Source organism: Synechococcus sp. MIT S9504 (assembly GCF_047497135.1).
Taxonomy (GTDB): Bacteria; Cyanobacteriota; Cyanobacteriia; order PCC-6307; family Cyanobiaceae; genus Synechococcus_C.
The window spans coordinates 1,114,052-1,127,816 of sequence record NZ_CP138942.1 but is presented as its reverse complement, the minus strand read 5'-3'; the positions used below and the strand labels follow the sequence as shown (position 1 = coordinate 1,127,816).

19 protein-coding genes are annotated in these 13,765 nt (G+C 46.1%); 13 read left to right on the top strand and 6 right to left on the bottom strand.

Annotation, left to right across the window (positions count from 1 at the left end; translation table 11 throughout):
- Positions 1–296 precede the first annotated feature (296 nt).
- The 4 genes from SIB58_RS06480 to SIB58_RS06465 all read right to left on the bottom strand — a co-directional run bounded on the left by SIB58_RS06480 (position 297) and on the right by SIB58_RS06465 (position 2,243).
- Positions 297–434: a hypothetical protein gene (locus SIB58_RS06480; protein WP_082823286.1), complete on the bottom strand. Its 138-nt coding sequence runs from the start codon at positions 432–434 to the stop codon at positions 297–299.
- Between the two features lie 420 nt (positions 435–854).
- Entirely contained in the window at positions 855–1,049 is a 195-nt protein-coding gene (locus tag SIB58_RS06475) for a hypothetical protein (RefSeq protein WP_156486549.1), read from the bottom strand.
- A 662-nt stretch (positions 1,050–1,711) separates the two neighbouring features.
- Positions 1,712–1,915, bottom strand: a complete 204-nt coding sequence (locus tag SIB58_RS06470) for a hypothetical protein (protein WP_074159389.1) — start codon at positions 1,913–1,915, stop codon at positions 1,712–1,714.
- Positions 1,863–2,243, bottom strand: coding sequence for a hypothetical protein (locus SIB58_RS06465; protein WP_197461104.1), 381 nt, complete (start codon positions 2,241–2,243; stop codon positions 1,863–1,865). Before SIB58_RS06465 ends, SIB58_RS06470 begins: the two co-directional genes overlap by 53 nt.
- Here SIB58_RS06465 and SIB58_RS06460 point away from each other — a divergent pair.
- The 9 genes from SIB58_RS06460 to SIB58_RS06420 all read left to right on the top strand — a co-directional run bounded on the left by SIB58_RS06460 (position 2,242) and on the right by SIB58_RS06420 (position 6,522).
- Complete coding sequence (locus SIB58_RS06460) at positions 2,242–2,763, top strand: ferritin (protein ID WP_414494907.1); 522 nt, start codon at positions 2,242–2,244, stop codon at positions 2,761–2,763. The two genes, SIB58_RS06465 and SIB58_RS06460, sit on opposite strands and share 2 nt — an antisense overlap.
- 272 nt (positions 2,764–3,035) lie before the next feature.
- Entirely contained in the window at positions 3,036–3,530 is a 495-nt protein-coding gene (locus tag SIB58_RS06455; RefSeq protein ID WP_067325600.1) for a hypothetical protein, read from the top strand.
- Positions 3,531–3,759: 229 nt separating this feature from the next.
- Entirely contained in the window at positions 3,760–3,981 is a 222-nt protein-coding gene (locus SIB58_RS06450) for a hypothetical protein (RefSeq protein ID WP_231884122.1), read from the top strand.
- A complete protein-coding gene (locus tag SIB58_RS06445) occupies positions 3,947–4,186 on the top strand; it encodes a Nif11-like leader peptide family natural product precursor (protein ID WP_414494905.1) in 240 nt (79 codons plus the stop codon). The genes SIB58_RS06450 and SIB58_RS06445 overlap by 35 nt, the downstream gene beginning before the upstream one ends.
- Positions 4,187–4,418: 232 nt before the next feature.
- The gene (locus tag SIB58_RS06440) at positions 4,419–4,661 is read left to right on the top strand and encodes a Nif11-like leader peptide family natural product precursor (RefSeq protein ID WP_067325605.1); all 243 of its coding nucleotides are present in this window, start codon (positions 4,419–4,421) and stop codon (positions 4,659–4,661) included.
- Positions 4,662–4,828: 167 nt separating this feature from the next.
- Positions 4,829–4,978, top strand: coding sequence for a Nif11-like leader peptide family natural product precursor (locus tag SIB58_RS06435; RefSeq protein ID WP_082823287.1), 150 nt, complete (start codon positions 4,829–4,831; stop codon positions 4,976–4,978).
- Positions 4,979–5,394: 416 nt separating this feature from the next.
- The gene (locus tag SIB58_RS06430; RefSeq protein ID WP_067325607.1) at positions 5,395–5,667 is read left to right on the top strand and encodes a Nif11-like leader peptide family RiPP precursor; all 273 of its coding nucleotides are present in this window, start codon (positions 5,395–5,397) and stop codon (positions 5,665–5,667) included.
- A 176-nt stretch (positions 5,668–5,843) separates the two neighbouring features.
- Positions 5,844–6,095, top strand: coding sequence for a Nif11-like leader peptide family RiPP precursor (locus SIB58_RS06425; RefSeq protein ID WP_074162585.1), 252 nt, complete (start codon positions 5,844–5,846; stop codon positions 6,093–6,095).
- Between the two features lie 235 nt (positions 6,096–6,330).
- The gene (locus tag SIB58_RS06420; RefSeq protein ID WP_067325610.1) at positions 6,331–6,522 is read left to right on the top strand and encodes a Nif11-like leader peptide family natural product precursor; all 192 of its coding nucleotides are present in this window, start codon (positions 6,331–6,333) and stop codon (positions 6,520–6,522) included.
- Between the two features lie 379 nt (positions 6,523–6,901).
- Here SIB58_RS06420 and SIB58_RS06415 read toward each other — a convergent pair whose 3' ends face one another.
- Both SIB58_RS06415 and SIB58_RS06410 read right to left on the bottom strand, forming a co-directional pair.
- Positions 6,902–7,129 (bottom strand): hypothetical protein, encoded by a 228-nt coding sequence (locus tag SIB58_RS06415; protein WP_156486550.1) that lies wholly within the window; start codon positions 7,127–7,129, stop codon positions 6,902–6,904.
- A 262-nt stretch (positions 7,130–7,391) separates the two neighbouring features.
- Entirely contained in the window at positions 7,392–7,532 is a 141-nt protein-coding gene (locus tag SIB58_RS06410; RefSeq protein WP_156486551.1) for a hypothetical protein, read from the bottom strand.
- A 61-nt stretch (positions 7,533–7,593) separates the two neighbouring features.
- Here SIB58_RS06410 and SIB58_RS06405 point away from each other — a divergent pair, with 61 nt between their 5' ends.
- The 4 genes from SIB58_RS06405 (at position 7,594) to SIB58_RS06390 (ending at position 12,898) form a co-directional block, all read left to right on the top strand.
- Positions 7,594–7,845 (top strand): Nif11-like leader peptide family natural product precursor, encoded by a 252-nt coding sequence (locus SIB58_RS06405; RefSeq protein WP_067325619.1) that lies wholly within the window; start codon positions 7,594–7,596, stop codon positions 7,843–7,845.
- 1,030 nt (positions 7,846–8,875) lie between these two features.
- Positions 8,876–9,127 carry a hypothetical protein gene (locus SIB58_RS06400; protein ID WP_156486552.1) on the top strand — a complete coding sequence of 84 codons (252 nt, stop codon included), beginning with the start codon at positions 8,876–8,878 and terminating at the stop codon, positions 9,125–9,127.
- Positions 9,128–9,642: 515 nt separating this feature from the next.
- Positions 9,643–10,038 (top strand): hypothetical protein, encoded by a 396-nt coding sequence (locus tag SIB58_RS06395; RefSeq protein WP_156486553.1) that lies wholly within the window; start codon positions 9,643–9,645, stop codon positions 10,036–10,038.
- A gap of 2,707 nt (positions 10,039–12,745) precedes the next feature.
- Positions 12,746–12,898, top strand: coding sequence for a Nif11-like leader peptide family RiPP precursor (locus SIB58_RS06390; protein WP_231884124.1), 153 nt, complete (start codon positions 12,746–12,748; stop codon positions 12,896–12,898).
- The last annotated feature ends 867 nt before the right edge of the window (positions 12,899–13,765 follow it).

Genomic DNA, 13,765 nt, shown 5'->3' with positions numbered 1-13,765 from the left:
GATCACCGAGCTGGGCGAGCTGCTTTGAAGAGGCTGAGGGTAAAGCAAGCAGCTCCGAAACTGAGTATCAGAACTAGGAGGTCTGTGGTACCAAACATGGAATCTTCGTCGTGCATCCAATGCTAAGCAGATTATTGCGGAATGTGAAGCGGATATCCGTAACTGATCGACTGGAGGCTCTGGAGAAGCGGCTGAAATAGCGCGAGGGCAGAAAGAAACAGAATGCTTAGAAATCGTCGGCTCAAAAAAGAGCCCCACTCAAAGCGCAGGGCTTTGTGGTGTGAGGAGTCAGGCCGTCAACGGCAACCACAGCCACGACCATCGGCGCACGGCTCACAGCAGAGGGTTCTGCCGCCGCGCATCACGGCTTTTACAGGCTCGACTGTGCACTGACAGACGGTGTTGTATTTGCACTGGATGAGATCTTTCGTCATGGTTAATACCTGGTTGGAACACTTCTGTTCTATGCCTCGCAAAAGCTTCAAACAGGGGGACGACCGACCCTCGAGGTACGGTTTAGCGTGCGCTTATGCATAGCCGAAAACGGACCGTAGAGGTGATCTTCCATGGGGGGTTCCTCTGACAAAAGAGAAACGGTGGCAAACGCGACGAGTGCGGCAATCAGGTCGGCAGCAACACCAAAATTCATCATCCGCCGAGAGTCCAACCTCTCAATGCGACACCTTTTAAGGCGCAGGTGATCGCGTGACGGCAAGCCCGGACCCCTGATCACTCCCGGGCAAGTCGTCGTGCTTGTTGCGGCACGACGCAGGGCTGCCCAGTTAGTCAATGACGGCCAAGGTTCACTCGAATGGGACAACGCCCAGCTGTGCCTGCTCTGGGAACAGAAGTGATCACTGTCGTTTCGCGGCCCGTGGTACTGCTCGTCGTGCCGTTTGTTCAGTTGCTTCCTGACATTGCTTAGGGCTACTCAGCAAGCCTGTCTCCCGCATGCGATCGCGTTCGATTAGGTACAAGGCACCCAAGACGCTGCCGCACCACACACCGGTGATGAGCAGGATTTGCCCCATGGTTTTCAGAAATTTCATCAGTCGAGCCTTAATAATCTGAAGTCCATCTGGTTCATCTGGGATCGACGGGCACCAGCCGATCCCACTGAGCATCAGCAGACATCTCAAGTCCTACCTTCATGTCTACTGGCTCTTTGAAGGTCACCTGCCAATCCTGGCTGATGGCGCGTAAGCCCCACTGAATCATTCGGTTTTCCCCTCTGGTGACTACTTCTCCACCGACTTCTGATGAATACTGAACAACTCTGAGGCAGAGCTATGTGGTGGGACAGCGATTGGGCTCATGTCATTGAACTGTTGACAGTCATCAGTTCACTCGCGCTGGCAGTCTATCAGAACAAGGATTCAAGTCGTCATGGAGATGAGCTTTGACAGCAAACCGGTTCGAGCCAGGTCGTCTCTGATCCATCGGTACCAACCTGGCCCTGCTGTCTTCTTCCATGGAGGTGTCACTTGTGGGCTGACTCTTCGTGGTCTCGAAAGCCTCGACGATGAAGTCGAACATAAATCCCACAACAAATGGGATTGATATGAGAATTGCATTAGTAATCATAGAAATATTTTTAAGTCTTTTTAAATATTGGCCTCTAGATCTCAGCGTTGTTATTAGTTTCCAGCAAAGGTTTGGTGAATTCTTGGTGAGTTTTGTTGCCTCGGAACGACCCAAAGCTGGTTCTGAACTAATCGGTAGCCGCAAAAAGTAGCTCCAACTCTCCAATTCCGCAGTTACAGCCGTTCCGCTCGCCATCACATGGCTCCATGTTGGGATGCCCCTTGGCACAGGACTTAGAGCAGAAATGCTGCCCGCCAACCCTGATTGATCGCGATTCCTCAACGCTGCGCTTGCAAAGTGAGCAGTCGCATAAAAGTAAAACTGCAGTCATCACACAACTCTCGGTAACAACTCATCCGGTCTATTGCATTCAGGACGTCATTTCTTTGGTGGCTAACCGAACACTCAATATCGACCAATCGAAACTGATTCTCAGCAGCAAGCCCGCGCTCTTGAATGTGATTCTCAACTACATATTTAGGTTTCTTGAATGTGATTCTCAAAAGCATATTTTGATTCACTAATGTTCGGTTTTTACGCATATCTTTCGCTCTTTTGTGATGTAGAACTGATTCATCCCTCCCAAAGGAAAGCAAAATGACAGCTTCACAAATCCAAGCCCCCATCAATGTCCCCACCGGTCCTGCAGGCCGGGCCATGGCTGAGCCCATGTCGGCTGAAATGCTCGATCTGATGGAAGCGCATCTCAACCTTGAGCGTCAGTCAGCTGCTGATTACTTCGCTGCTGCTGTCTGGTTCGCTGAGCGTGAGCTGACCGGCTTTGCCGAGCATCTGCGTGATGAAGCCAAGCAAGAAGAGCAGCACGCTGCCAAGTTCGCTGACTATCTGATCTCCAGAGGTCAGCGCCCTGTGCTCGACACGATCGAACCACCTCGTCAGCAGTGGACTGGCGTGGAGCAGGTGATCGCCAACGTCTTCCGCATGGAAGCTGATGTCACCGCCTCGGTGCTGCAGCTTTACAACACTGCAGAAAAGGACATTGACCGCCGCACCACGGTGTTCCTCGATGCCATCGTTGACGCCCAACGTCTCTCTGAGCACGAAGCCGCCTATCTGCTGGGCCGCGTCAAGTTCGCTGCCGGCAACCCTGCTGCTGTGATGATCATCGACGCCGAACTGAGGGAAGGCGAGGCCGAGCCCGCCAAGCTCGAGGGCTGATCAATCAGCGCAAAATCCCACCTCCCAATCGACCTCAACAGCCCCGCCCAGTGCGGGGCTGTTGATTGTCGATCGGGTGATTCCGAAAGCCTTTCCGAACTCTCCTGACCGCCCCTTCTTCAATGAGCGCAAGTCACAATTGCGCATCGCTTTCATCGACAGCTCGGTTGATGCTGAACGATCTTCATCTGGTCACAACAAACAGCGCTGAAGCCTGGAGCGCAGCACGGGTATAGGATGTTACTCATCAAAGACTCATTAGGCTCTAAGCCATGAGGTTTCTCCCCATATTTGCTGGGTTGATGCTTTGCGCTATTCCAGCCTCAGCCACCAGGCAGGTCATCAGGAGAAACCATGGATTTTCCTCTTCGGAAATTAAAAAAATCGAGATAAGTATTCAACGCTTAGGAGGACGTATCGTCTGGAAACGAATCAACTCAGGCGCCTGCACAAGACAGGGGTTGCTTGGTGTGTACAAACCGGAACAACGAACTATTTTCTTGTGTCAACAAAACATCAGACATCACTCCGAGGCACTTATTGAGACACTCAGGCACGAGGGGTGGCATGCCGTTCAGCAAATCTGTAACAAAGGTCTCCCCGTTCTAAGCAAAAAGACAGTATTTTCCAAGCTAACTCAGTCCGATAAAAAGAATTTGAAAGAATTTTATGATCGAAGCCAATATCATCTGGAAGCTGAAGCACGTGCAATCGAAAAAACACCCACAGATGCTTACATCAGAGACATTGAACTTCACTGCAAGTAACTTTCATTGAGCTCCATGAAATGATCATCAGACTTCGGCAACCACAAAACACACAGCATCAGAACTTTGCGACTGCTACCAGCACAAGTGCCCCATACCCCTTGATGCATACTCCCGAGAGCCAAGCATGCTTTGTCATGAAGGGCCTGCAACTTGCATCTACTCGTTTCTGTACTGATGTTGAATATAAATTGGTTCCACGTAGATTTGGAAGGGAGCTCGGATCTGCTTGACTTGTCAGCACTTCGCCCATGGCGTGGATGCCCACTGGATCGATGATGGCCTGCAACCTCAGGCAGCAACAGCTCCAGCAGGGCGATCACTTGATCAAGAGTTGCCGCTACTGGAGCCCCACTTGGCAAGACCGGTCCGGATGGTGCCCGGGGTACGGGTGACCCTGCTGCTGGCCATGGCTAATTCTTCTGTACTGGCCAGTCACTCATGTCCCTAAAACAACTCTAAGCCTTTTAAGGAAAGGTCAAAGCAGAACCACGCTTCAGTATAAACTGAAGGCAGCAAAGTCACCTGAGGATGTTGTGACTATCGCTAAAGAATATGGTCACGAATTCACTGTTGATAAGATAACTGAACTCAGTGAAGAGGAGCTGGAAGGCGTGGCTGGTGGCGGTTGTACGAATTTGAACCCAATGTGTTAGAGCCCGGCTGAGGCGGTAGGATAAATTCACTGCAGATCCTGGGTTTGTGTGGACGATAGCCCTCTTTAGTCATTATCAAAACCTCCTCTGCCAGAGCGAATTCTAATTGTTTCAATCTCTCAATTAACCTCACAAATCAGTCTTCGATGACTGGCACAATTGAGTGTATTGATGGACAGTTAGAGGCGCTAGAAGATGTTTTTGTTATAATCATTAAACACTCCTGATTGACATGTCACAGGATCAACTCAAAGCGTTCATTGAAAAGGTCAAGGCAGACACCAGTCTTCAGGAGAATCTGAAAGCTGCAGCTGATGTTGACACAGCTCTTGCAATTGCGAAAGAGGCTGGGTTCTTGATTTCTGCTGATGACGTTCGTACGACAGTTTCAGATGATGAGCTGGAAGGTGCGGCTGGCGGTTCAGATGATGAAACGTTGACTGATTTCGGATGTAAGGATTATGAAAGATATTAGAATTTTACTCATAAGATCCCCTGCCATTGCAAGAATTTTTATTTGGTCAATTACACTAAAAAGACCATCAATAACCCTTTAATACCTAGCACGATTGAGCGCAGTAATTATTAACCAAAGACACTGCAGTAGACCGTTGCTATGGCTAATCAACAGTCCTGATACCCATGGCTCTAGAACAACTCAAGGCATACCTCGCCAAAGTCAAAGGCGATTCCAATCTTCAGGAGAAACTAAAAGCAGCTAAGCCACCTGATGACGTTGTAGGTATTGCCAAAGAACAAGGTTATGAATTAACAGCTGATAAGATCAACTAGCTCAGTGAAGAGGAGCTGGAAGGCGCAACTGGAGGTGGATGTTATGATGATACCAAGGAGTGTTGTAATGTGAGTCTGGATAGACCTAGATAAAGCGAAGGATTAAATTGCCTCGCCACATAACTCATAGCCTACGCCCTGAAAACCCCTGCATGACAGGGGCTTTTCATTTCTTCAATCCCAATAATACCACCAATCAGCCAGCAATGCCTGGCACGATTAAGCGCAGTTGAGCAGATATCAGAGAGTCGGATGCCTTACTTACCTAAGTAGTGGAAACTTTCTGCGGCAATACCAAAAGCTTACCTGAACCTCTTGGACTCTGCACCAAAGTTGTGTAGTGAGATTCTCCAGAAGGTCTGTGATCTTGAAGGAGTCGAGGGGGCAGCACCCCCAAACATTCATTCCTTAGATCCATGACACAAAAACAACTCACAGCTTTCTTGGCTCACGTCAACGGCAACACAATTCTTCGGGAGCAACTCAAAGCAGCTGCTGATGTTGATGCTGTTACTGCAATTGCCGAAGGCGCTGGACTAAGTATTTTTTCTGACGACATTGAGAACGCTCAGTCCGAGATCTCTTCAAATGAACTTGAAGGCGTGGCGGAAGGTTTTAGCTATACCAATTTTCCAGGAAAATTCTGTAAATCCTATAGGGTATCTAAAAGAATATGCAGGAAATCATGAGCTCTAGGAGCTTACATAATCAAAGCCCCTGAAACCCCAGAAGCTTTAATTTTTTTCAAAAGCCTAATTAATCTCATAAATAACCCTTTAATACCAGACACGATAGAGCACAGTAAGTATTAGCCAAAGACACTACGGCAAACTGTTGCTAAGGTTACTTAGCAAGTTTCATACATATGTCAGAAGAACAGCTCCAAGCCTTCTTAGAAAAAGTCAAGGACGATACCAGCCTTCAGGAAAAGCTCAAAGCAGCCGCTGATGTTGATGCAGCTCTTGCGATTGCGAAAGAGGCTGGGTTTAGTATTTATTCTGATGACATTCAGAACGAGATTTCAGAAGAGGAGCTGGAAAGAGCTGCTGGGGGTGCTTGCATTGATTGTTTTACTAGATATGGTACAGATGAAGATGTTACCTTGATCGATGACTGATACCGTTAAGCCTGCTAATGCTAGGAAAGGATAAGGAAAAAGAACTGTACTTTATTTATCAAGGCCTTTGCAGTCGTAGAGGCTTTTCAATTCTTCAATATCCTGATTTATCCCATAAAGCAGCTTCTAAAAATATTAAATTCGTCGCCATGTCTGGCACAATTGAGCACGGTCACTGTTTGCTAGTGACACTGCTGCAAGTTGTTGCTATGACTGCTGAACAGAACTGCTATCCATGTTCCTAGAACAACTCAAGGCATTCCTGGCCAAGGTCAAAGGTAATTCCAATCTTCAGCAGAAACTAAAAGCAGCTAACTCGCCTGAAGATGTTGTAGGCATTGCTAAAGAACACGGTTATGAATTCACTGCTAACAAGTTAAGTCAGCTCAGTAAAGATGAGCTTGAAGGTGTGGCTGGTGGCAATTAAAGTGGCATGAAGAAGATGTGCCCTTAATGGGTTATCCCATTGGTGCCTTTTGACAAAGAAAAAATCTGACGCTGCAGCATATAGTTGCTATGACTGCTGAACAGACCTGCTTCTTATGACAAAGAACTGCCGTAGCGGGAAAAAGATTAAGTGGAATAAGCTCTTGTCTACTACTACTGGCAAAGTAGTAATCCTCTTTGCTTTGATACTCTTTATATTTTATGTTGGTAAATTGATAGGTATTGTTCCGACATTGATTGCTCTTATCGTTTTTGCTTGGTTGATAAATAAATGCTCCCAATGATTTCAGTAGAGTTGATTCTTCTTAGGGTTATAACTGATAAAATTTGTCCATCCAAGTGAAGCCGCTAATAAGTAGCTAGCTGGCATGATCAGATTTACGTTTAGCCTGTTCTCGAATAAGCATGAATAACTTAAACGCCAGAAAGCCAACGACCAGGGCAACAATGATTTGGCCGATGGGATTGACTATTGCGAAGGTTGTATTAATTAAATTGCAAGCAAACGTCCAAATTGCAACAAGGACAGTCGCAGCAAGTGTGTAGAAAGCAAATTTTAGTTCAAGTGATTTTCCGCTATTAGCCATAAGGAGCTTTTGATATTTGTCAAGATAGCTCCTTTTAAGCAATTAAACATCTCACAAATATTACCAATAGTGCCAGCAAAGGAACTTGACCGGTATCGTTTCGCTCAATGCGCATCGGATCACGTGGACTGATATGAGGGAAAACGCTGTGGGCTGAAAGCTCACTGTCGCCAGCCACATTGACAGACACCTTGCCACCGAAGCCTAGGACACCATGCAGAAGTCAGGCGATTCGGTGCCTTGTCAGCCCTGGTGGTGACGATCAGCAAGCTAGTGCCACAAGAGCGACGATGACGACGGTGGCAGTAATGGGTTCCATGTCGTTGTGCTGTTTCCATCCACGATCGTTTGGATGCTCTGAATCCACCACTTCAAACACTGGTGAATCTGTGGTGAATTTCATGAGAGACCCCCAAAATGGTCAATGAGGCCGTTCCTATGACAGCTGAAGACACCAGCTACCCATGTACCTAGAACAGCTAATAGCCATTCTCGAAAAAGTCAAACCCGACTCCTGTCTTCAGGAGAAACCAATAGCAGCTAACTCACCTGAAGATGTTATTGGTATTGGTAAAGAGCATAGCCATGAATATACCGCTAATCAGTGCAGTCAGCCCATGGAAGCGGAGTTAGAAGGAGTTTCAGGCGGTGGTTTGTATATCCCCAGCATATTTTGTGTTTTAACAAATAAATTTAAAAATAAATGGGGACCTTGAGTCTTATTAGTAACCTAAAGACCACCCTGCCGTACGTGCTTCATATTAATTCAATTGCACTCAAAAGCCCACAAAGGAGACTTCAATATGTGGCACGATTGAGTGCAATTGAGCAGAGATAAATATAACCTGGTTTTTATAATGAGATAGTTATTTATGACTTTGCAGCCCACATCAAATGACTCCAAAGCAGATTTAGTTAGTGAATCGTGCTCGCAAGATGGCAGATATTGATTCAAGCAAGATCAGCCCTAGTAATCCATTCGGAAAGAGTGGATCTGTTGGGGGAATGTTGCAAGCAGCAATTGCAGAATCAGACCCAGCGCAGGCGGCAAGATGAGGCGTTGCTGCTGGTGGATCGCTTTCTATTGCAACTCTGAGTGAGCTCCTGGTCGGAGAGAAGCTGAGTACTGCGGTGCAGGCTGATTATTGGAATCACAATCCTGAATTTGTTGCTGAGGTCCAGCAGCCGCGAGAGAAGAGCCTTGAAGCACAGCTGAAGGTATTAGAAGACGGCGCCAATCAGAAGCGTCTTCAGAACACGATGGTCTGCTCTGGTGATGATGAACGGCATGCCAAGAGGATGATCGCTGTAGAAGATGCAGAAAACGAGCACATAGCAGCAGCGCCTGGAAGTGATGGGCTGATAGCTGAAGCAATTCAGCTTGCACAGGCGGGTGCTGTTGATCGCCTTCGAAGACGAGCAGTTGGACGCTGAACCGCGGCTGATACCGTCAGCAATGCTCCGCTCTCTTGGTCGCCTCCGTGAAGAGCTGGAGGCAATGACAGAGCACTCAGCACTTGATACACGGGTCTGCGTATCGCTTCAGGACGCGCTTGTTCTGATGAGTCAGCTGATGCAGAAGCTGCGCTGTTGCCTCCAAAGTGCTGACGCAGGCCACCAGGACAAAAGGCAAGGGCAGAAGCGGAAGTCGAGGTCCTGGAGCGTGAATGCTGGAGTCAGCTTCAGGCCAATGAAGCTCTCCACAGCGAAGAGGAAAACATCACCGCCTCAGCACTCTGCAGACACTTGCTCGAAGGTAGTACAGCAGCGGCTGATTGGCTGGATCTATACGTGCTGAAGCGACTTCCATACGTTTGTGGGGTGCGGATCAACTGCTTCCGGTGCAATGACAGAGAGGCTTACCACCATCTGCCGATGAAACGCTTTGCACCCGTCGCCGCCATTGCGGTTGGCTCAATCCTGGTTCTCGGCTGTGCAAACAAAGACGTCGAAAGAATTGCTCGCAACCGGCATACCTGCTCATTGCTGAGCGCGTGAGACATCAAAGCCAAGGAAGCCGGGGACAGAATCGGCACGAAAAGTGCATTTCGATACTGCGGCGAACTCATGCCCCGAAGAATCAACCCGGTTCAAACGGGGGCAGCTCGGTTACGTTGGCGTGATCTTCCAAACGGCGTTTACTGGAATCTTAGGGCCAACTTGCAGAGCCTCTGGCTCCTGAAACTTCAGTCGCCAGTCCGCAAAACGGCACAACACATCATCACCTGGTTCGATCCGAACGCAACCCAGCACAGACGGCGCTGCTTAGAACCCGCTCACCCAGAACGACGCAACACCAAGCCCACCACGGAACCAGACCCAGCAACGGCAATTCAGCTGGGTGGAGGTTTGCTTGGCCACGCAGGCTCCCTATGAGCAGGGATGCGTAGGGCGATTGAATATCCTGCTGACAGAAGTAACCAGTCAGGCGTTCATCGACTACATCAGTTCAAGCATTGCTTTGGACTTGAACCTCGCGTAGCTCTGCTGGTGAACGTCAATGGTGTGGTCTATTGCCCCGCTGGTGTTGGCGATGGGTAAGCCTGCTGGGTGCATCCCTCTGGCGTATCGATGCCGGAAGCTGCACGGCGTCAGCTGTTCACCCTGACTTTCAGCCTGATTGCGTAGCTCTCTCCACGCCTCACACCTGCGCAGATAGGTGCCAGCGCCTGCCCACCCTCTCCTTCACGGTTCAACGGCGGCAACTCTTCATTGATCTGCACCCAGGTCTGCAGCTACCAGTCGATCGCCTTGGGGGGCCTATCCCGCAGCAGCAGCGGATGCAGTCGCCTCGGTTCGGTTATTTGGCCTTTGGTACCGCCCATCGGCTTCTGATAGATCAACCACGACTCGGAACCACTTGTCCCGTTCTTTACGACCAAGTGCCGCAGCTCTTCAGGGCGCTCTAAGCACGGTCCCCCAGTGAATGACACGATCAAAAAAATTTCGACCGCCAAAAGTCTTCCCCCACGCGTCGTCTGACCAATGGTCGAAATCATGAGGACGCAGCACTGAAAGAAGGACCGCAGGTTGCAGGCTTCAGGCTTGCTCACTGGCGAAGACTGCATTGTTCATCAGGCGAGCGGCTTCAATGTTGTGTCGGCGTTGGGCACCAATGATGCGCTGCACATCTCCAAACGTTGTGTAAAAAAGGAGTTTGGTTAAGCATTCAACCCCGCTAAGAGTAGTTCACCTAGCCTTGACTGGATAAATTGACTAAATAGCCTCCGGCTGTTGCAGCTGATCAGCAGCTTCTTGTATGCCAGAGTTCTAGGGGCAGTGCATCTAATCCAACGCCACTGACATATCCACAATTCACAGGAAACGGACTCCTTAGCTGATCTGCCCGTCTAAGCGAAAGAATCCATTAGTTGCTCGCCTGGCCAACATTATTGAAAGATGAAGACCACAACTGTCTGTACAGTACCAGTGACAAATAATGATGATTTCCTTGCTGCTTCGCAAGGATGGCTTGGCGGACAAACTTTTAAGCATTTGAACAATTGAGGCTATTTGAATTAGGCCTTGGCAAAACTTTCACACCATGCTTTCCTAAGAATACTATGAATATTATTCTCTAAATAGTCGCAATCAACAAATTTAATAATCAAAAATCGTAAATTTCATATCACATAGGTGGCGAGCTAAATTGACTGATCAACTAGTAACATCAATTTCCGTGATTATTTACTGCTTCTACGTCATCAGCGACGATGATGGAAAAGGATTACAGTCAACAAACACTTACAAACGGTTTTGAAAGTACTTTACTCAATCCTTGGCAAGATAACGTTAGTCGTTTTATCATCTATACCAGCATCAGGACATGGGTACGAGAACAGCTGTTGCAAATACAATGGCAAAAAGGCCGGAGACTGTACTTTTTATCCAACCAAGCATGAATTAAGAATTGAATGGTCCGATGGACTGACCGAGATGTATAAACTTATTTCCTCGCAAAGTTTTGGTGACAGAAGTTATGTAGACAAACGTGGTGGCTTATGGCATTATTTTCTCTATCCACAGGGAAATCAATCGCTAAAAAACGAGAAAAATGGCAACACTATCTTCAAACCATTGAGAGGTTGTGTTGATTAGTTTGATGTTAATATTCTGAAATAACTAAATAGTTTTATCTGCTACTTTTCATTCATCACTCTAATAGCAATCGATCATGGTCCAGGCGGGACTCCCAATACATGTGATCTTTGTCAGCGGCTTTGTTGTGCTCAGAGCTCATTTAAGCATTAGATCCTGAGCCATTCACCAGATGATCACCAGAATCTCTTGGCGTCTGCACCAATGCTGTGCAGTGGAGTTCACCAGAAAGGCTGCGATCTTGAAAGAGTCAATTGGGGCAATAACCCAAATCTTCACTTTTTAAAGCGATGTTCACTTCACTCATTGCATCCATTGTCATGATGACCAACTCCTTCAAATCATCGACAGACCCTATGGTCGATGATCTTATAGCTGAAAGGTTGTATTACGCAGAAGGGCGCCAGCACCCAGATCATCCCATGCATGGCTCTCATCAAGGCCTTTGGGCAGGCTCTGAACATTGAATTGACTGTGAATGATCTTGAACAACAGATCAGTACTTCCGTCTACACTTATCACACGAATTCCAAACAAGAGCTCTGGGACAAAATGGTTGGTTGAATCACCAAGTATCCAACCTTAAGGATTGACCTGATTCATCCATGAGGTTTTACTGTTTTATCCAAAGCACCATGTCATCGGCATGATCAACGTCTTGCTGGAAGTATTCATTGAGATTGACTGCCATACACAATTCCAGGACAGCCTTCTTAGCCATAAAGAAAAAATCATCTAACCTCACTGGCAGATTTGCGCTAACCGAAGCCATACAATCATTTGAAAATTATTTTTCTTACTTTTTTAAAAGCACCCAGCAAGACTGCGGGCTTTTGCAACCTAACATTTTCCGTATAAATTTGATTTGTACGTATGCTATGGATTTCTTCTCAATGAGTTCAAACGAATACGCATTTAAGCATTTGATGGTATATCGATGATCCATAATCTACTATTTCAACGACCTGCGAAGCGCCTCTCTATCAATAAATTTAGAATAAGCCCAAACCCTTCTTCAGCATTAAATAACAACGCCACTCTTTATCAGAAGTTGATAACAACCAAATTTGAGTATGAGGTAATACTGTTGCAAAGGAAAGTTGTAGGTGTTCAATTACAAGTTCAGCATTTAATCTTTAAAGAGTTGAAGGTCAGGTTGGTGGACAACGCTTAACAACAGTAGTATTTGGAATTACCAACTCAGGCTGCGCCAAATGTGTAACTCCCTTCATCAAAAGCAGCCATGAAAAATTGAAATTTGTCGAACTAACTTTCGCAAGCCAAAATCAATAAATTTGACACACAGAACATCTTACTTATAAAACCTTTGATTGTATGTACCATCTTCGGCTTCCTCAGCAGTTAACCCCATTCAAATCTAAATCTTAAAAAATCAAGTGCCAATTAATGGCATTCCTGCAAATTTTGACTATGTAATTAGATTTTGTTTTTCCATGTCACTAGAATCACTCAAATCATTCCTGTCAAAGGCTCGAGCTGACAGCGGCATTCAGGAGAATGCTTAAGGCAAAAAAGTCTCAGGAAGAAGTTGTATCTTTAGCAAAAGAACATGGTCACGAATTTACTACTGACAAGTTTCGCCAACTGACTGATGCAGAACTCGAAGGAGTTTCAGGAGGTTGCGGGATTTCCTTTTTCTCAGCCTGCTGAATTGATTCGCAAACCGTTGATCCCTACCACTTTCAGGAAAAGTTTTCACATTTTTTATAAATTTTTACTTTGCTTTTCTATATTCATTATGTCAACTATTTATTATTAGCAGTAGATCAAATCTTTCAAAATCTATATCTTATCATCGTCAATTTTTGCAATTTTTATTATAGGTGTTTTATCAAGAAGCCACATCAATATTATCAAATAGACAGTATTTATGCCGACAAGTTGTCAATATAAAAGTAATAATCGCGAATTAGAAGGCTTTGCTCATTTCAATGAATTCATCATTTTAGAATTTACCAATTAACAACCCTTATAGACATAACTGGCGCAAACAATAGTCACTGTTCTTATATATTACAACAATAACAGTACCAAATACTTCTTGTAGGACATTTGTGAAGTTAATTGCGACTCCATTCCTGTAATGCTGAATTAAATAGAAATTGCTTTGATGTTCGACTGTCCTGTTATTGAATTATAATGTGTAATAATCATTCATAGCTAAAAAACCTTATCAATCCAAGACATCCGCTCAACTTATACTATGACAATTAAAAAGAGTCTATATCAATGTCCGAAGAACTACTCAAAGCATTTATAGAAAAAGTGAAAGAAGACATTAGTCTTAGTAAAAGCTTAGTGCTGCAAAGGCCTCGCAGGAAGTTATTGATCTTGCTAAGGAGCAACAATATGAATTTGAGGTTGATCTTCTCAAGGATTACAGTCCTGAAGAACTTGAGTTGCTTAGTGGTGGAGTAGGTTGTCTTTGGAGAACGTTCAATTGTTGTGCGGATAGTGACATTCCAACAGCGCAAGGGCCGGGGATAACTGGACCAATTCAACAAGGTCCAATTTCTG